This window comes from Streptomyces sp. NPDC006283, from assembly GCF_040613325.1.
GTDB lineage: Bacteria > Actinomycetota > Actinomycetes > Streptomycetales > Streptomycetaceae > Streptomyces.
This window is the reverse complement of sequence record NZ_JBEXRZ010000368.1, coordinates 1-3,649: the sequence shown is the minus strand read 5'-3', so window position 1 is coordinate 3,649 and position 3,649 is coordinate 1. Positions and strand designations below refer to the sequence as shown.

Here is a 3,649-nt window from a genome sequence, read left to right as displayed (position 1 = left end):
GGACTCGGCTGGACGTTCTCCAGTGTCGCCACCCAGCAGGTCGTGGCGCCTGCCAGGGCGGGTGAGGGCCGTCAGGGGGCGCCGACCAGGTGCTGGTCCTTGAGGGCGGCGGTGTGGGCGTCCATCCGCTCGGCGGAGAGGATCGCGACGGCGGTGTCGGCGCGCGAAGCGGCGACGACGAGGGCCCGGCCTGCGAGGGCGAGAGCACGCCGGTGCAGAGTGGCGGGGTCGGAGCCGCTGAGGCCTGCGTGGCGGGCCGGCGGGGCGCCGCGCAGCCTCGAGATTTGCGCGGCGACGGCTTCCGCGGCCGAGTCGAGACCGAGCTCGTCCGTCACTGCCAGCAGGGCGGAGAGGTGCCCGGCGAGCTGGATGTCCAGCTCCTCCTCGCGGGTGCGGTGGGGGTACTGCGCCTCGTCGGCCATCGAGTGGACCGACTTGGTGCGGATCGGCTCGTACATGGGGATGGCCTCCTGCTCACAGTCAGGAGACCATCCTACATTGGAACGAGTCTAAAGTTGAGTCCGGTCGGGAACCGGTGCTACGGCTGCCCGTACCCGTCCAGGAACGTGCCGATCCGGGTCACGGCATCCGCGAGGTCCTTCGCCGCGGGCAGCGTCACGATCCGGAAGTGATCGGGCTCGGGCCAGTTGAACCCCGTGCCGTGCACGACCATGATCTTCTCGGCCCGCAGCAGATCCAGGACCATCTGCCGGTCGTCCTTGACCTTGTAGACCTTGGGGTCGAGCCGCGGGAAGAGATAGAGCGCGCCCTTCGGCTTCACGCAGGTCACGCCCGGGATCTGCGTCAGCAGGTCGTACGCGACGTCCCGCTGCTCGAGGATCCGCCCGCCGGGCAGCACCAGGTCCTCGATCGACTGCCGGCCGCCCAGCGCCGTGGCCACCGCGTGCTGCGAGGGCATATTGGCGCACAGCCGCATGTTGGCGAGGATCGTCAGGCCCTCGATGTACGAGGAGGCGTGCGCCTTCGGGCCGCAGACCGCCATCCAGCCGGACCGGTAACCGGCCACCCGGTAGTTCTTGGACAGCCCGTTGAAGGTGAGGACCATCAGGTCCGGGGCGATGGCGGCGGTGGGGGTGTGCGTGGCGCCGTCGTAGAGGATCTTGTCGTAGATCTCGTCCGAGCAGACGACCAGATTGTGGCGCCGGGCGATCTCGGTGAGGCTGCGCAGCATCTCGTCGTCGTAGACGGCGCCGGTGGGGTTGTTCGGGTTGATGATCACGATCGCCTTGGTGCGGTCGGTGATCTTGCGCTCGATGTCCGCCAGGTCGGGCATCCAGTCGGACTGCTCGTCGCACCGGTAGTGCACGGCGGTCCCGCCGGACAGCGACACGGACGCCGTCCACAGCGGATAGTCCGGCGCCGGCACCAGCACCTCGTCGCCGTCGTCGAGCAGCGCCTGCATCGACATCTGGATCAGCTCGGAGACGCCGTTGCCCAGGTAGATGTCCTCGACGCCGAGCTCGATCCCCTTCGTCTGGTAGTGCTGCATCACCGCCCGCCGCGCGGACAGCAGCCCCTTCGCGTCGCCGTAGCCGTGGGCGCTGCCGAGGTTACGGAGGATGTCCTCGAGGATCTCGGGCGGGCACTCGAACCCGAAGGCGGCCGGGTTGCCGGTGTTGAGCTTGAGGATGCGATGACCTGCTGCCTCGAGCCGCATCGCCTCCTCGAGGACCGGGCCCCGGATTTCGTAACAGACGTTTGCGAGCTTCGTGGACTGGATCACCTGCATGCCCGTGAGCTTACGGGCGCCCAACGGTGATCGCTTCGCGTTTTGCGCCAGGAGGGGCACGGGGCGAATGTCCGGTTTGTTGCTCTCCGGGGTGAGGGTGCCTCCCTCCCTTCGAAACCGTCGCGATCAGCCCCGCCCACCTGCGAATCCGCTCACCTGCGAGAGGGGTGTTGCTCTCGTCACCTTCGGGTAATGTTGCCCGCCCGAGCAGCGCTCCGTCCCTGCCCCGTGCAGTCCCGGCAGCGCCGTGGCAACCGAGGAGGTGAGACCCATTCCCGCAGTAGCAGGCTGGGTGCCCTCTTCGCGCAGCCGTGCGGTCGACCGACCCTAGGTGACCGCGAGGGCGCCCTTCGTCGGTCGCCCCGAAAGGCTTACATGTCGGTCTCCGAGCTGTATCCGTCCCATGCGTCTCTCATCTCCGTCCTGCGCTCCGCAGGTTGTGTCTTCGCGGAGGACGAGGCGGATCTGCTGATCTCCACCGCCCGCGACCGCGACGATCTCGCCGCCATGGTCGAACGCCGCGTCATGGGCCTGCCCCTCGAGCACGTCCTCGGCTGGGCCGATTTCCATGGCAGGCGCGTCACGGTCGATCCCGGGGTCTTCGTGCCCCGCCGCCGCAGCGAGTTCCTCGTCGCCCAGGCCCTCGAGCTCGCCCCGCCCCGCCCCGTCGTCGTGGACCTGTGCTGCGGCTCGGGCGCCCTGGGGGCGGCGGTGCTGCACGCCCTCGGGGACGGTGAGCTGCACGCCGCCGACATCGAGCCCGCCGCGGTCCGGTGCGCCAGGCGCAACGTCGCACCGGTGGGCGGCCGGGTGTACGAGGGGGATCTCTACGATCCGCTCCCGGCCCGGCTGGCGGGCCGTGTCGATGTACTTATCGCCAACGCCCCGTACGTGCCCACGGCCGAAATCGGCCTGCTGCCCCCAGAGGCTCGCGAGCACGAACCACTGGTGGCCCTCGACGGCGGAGCCGACGGTATCGACATCCAGCGGCGGGTGACGGCGCAGGCCGCGCGGTGGCTCGCACCGGGTGGTGCGCTGCTGATCGAGACCAGCGAGCGGCAAACCCCCCACACCATGGCCGCGTTCACCCGCCACGGGCTCGACGCGAAGGTCGCGGTCTGCGACGACCTGGACGCCACCGTCGTGATCGGCACCAGGCCGGCACGTCGTGAACCCGCCTCCGCCTGAGGCGATGTGCCGGTGCTTGTGCGGCATCCGGGAGCGCAGGGCATGAGTTGACGGCTCAACGCATGGCACGCATGGCAAGGCCCTGGAGGCAAGCTTGCTCTCCAGGGCCTTGCCGACCGCGCCCGCAGGGCGCCGTCCGGAGGGTCAGGCGCTGCCGCAGTAGGTGCCGCCCGCCGGGTTCAGCAGACCGATCACGTTGATGCTGTTCCCGCAGGCGTGGATCGGGGCGTGGATCGGGATCTGGACGAGGTTCCCGGAGAGCAGGCCGGGGGAGTCGGCGGTGTAGCCGTAGGCACCCGAGTCGGCCACGGCGGGCGCGGCGCTGCCCAGAGCCATGATGATGCCCGCGACAACGGCTGCAGCCTTCATGTGCTTCATTTCGATCCTCTCAGCAGTGGCGCCATGCGCAGCCACGACCTTCGCGCTGCGCTGCCGGTCTGTTCGCAGGCATGCGCCTCTGCAGAACTAGTAACGAATTGATTCCCGCCCGGTACCTACTCTGTGACGGCCATTTCGAAAAGTCACTCGGATGCCACGCGGCTCATTCTTCGAACCGCGGTGCGGATTCATCGGGTGAATTGCATTTACCGGTTGTGTATTGCATTACGGCACGGCACTGCCCCCGGGCGCTGGATCGCGCCGGAGATGCCGGAGGCGATGTACAGCTGCGGGGAGACCGACTTGCCGGTCTGGCCGACCTGGTTGGTGTGC

The 3,649-nt window shown here is 68.9% G+C and carries 4 protein-coding genes and 1 pseudogene; 1 reads left to right on the top strand and 4 read right to left on the bottom strand.

Annotated features, from left to right (window positions below):
• Positions 1-71 precede the first annotated feature (71 nt).
• Positions 72-458, bottom strand: coding sequence for a hypothetical protein (locus ABZ070_RS36010; RefSeq protein WP_356640266.1), 387 nt, complete (start codon positions 456-458; stop codon positions 72-74).
• An 80-nt stretch (positions 459-538) separates the two neighbouring features.
• Positions 539-1,750, bottom strand: coding sequence for a pyridoxal phosphate-dependent aminotransferase (locus ABZ070_RS36005; RefSeq protein ID WP_356640264.1), 1,212 nt, complete (start codon positions 1,748-1,750; stop codon positions 539-541).
• Between the two features lie 375 nt (positions 1,751-2,125).
• On the opposite strand from ABZ070_RS36005, the gene ABZ070_RS36000 reads away from it, so the two are divergent.
• Positions 2,126-2,938, top strand: coding sequence for a putative protein N(5)-glutamine methyltransferase (locus ABZ070_RS36000; protein WP_356640262.1), 813 nt, complete (start codon positions 2,126-2,128; stop codon positions 2,936-2,938).
• A 144-nt stretch (positions 2,939-3,082) separates the two neighbouring features.
• Here the strand turns inward: ABZ070_RS36000 and ABZ070_RS35995 are convergent, their stop codons facing one another.
• Both ABZ070_RS35995 and ABZ070_RS35990 read right to left on the bottom strand, forming a co-directional pair.
• Positions 3,083-3,316, bottom strand: coding sequence for a chaplin (locus ABZ070_RS35995; RefSeq protein WP_356640260.1), 234 nt, complete (start codon positions 3,314-3,316; stop codon positions 3,083-3,085).
• A 209-nt stretch (positions 3,317-3,525) separates the two neighbouring features.
• Positions 3,526-3,649 (bottom strand): annotated as a pseudogene (locus tag ABZ070_RS35990) (FAD-binding protein); the annotation flags it as partial.

Coding starts and splice junctions, on each gene's coding strand:
- ABZ070_RS36010 (WP_356640266.1), bottom strand. CDS start 458: ATGTACGAGCCGATCCGCACCAAGTCGGTCCACTCGATGGCCGACGAG.
- ABZ070_RS36000 (WP_356640262.1), top strand. CDS start 2,126: ATGTCGGTCTCCGAGCTGTATCCGTCCCATGCGTCTCTCATCTCCGTC.
- ABZ070_RS36005 (WP_356640264.1), bottom strand. CDS start 1,750: ATGCAGGTGATCCAGTCCACGAAGCTCGCAAACGTCTGTTACGAAATC.
- ABZ070_RS35995 (WP_356640260.1), bottom strand. CDS start 3,316: ATGAAGCACATGAAGGCTGCAGCCGTTGTCGCGGGCATCATCATGGCT.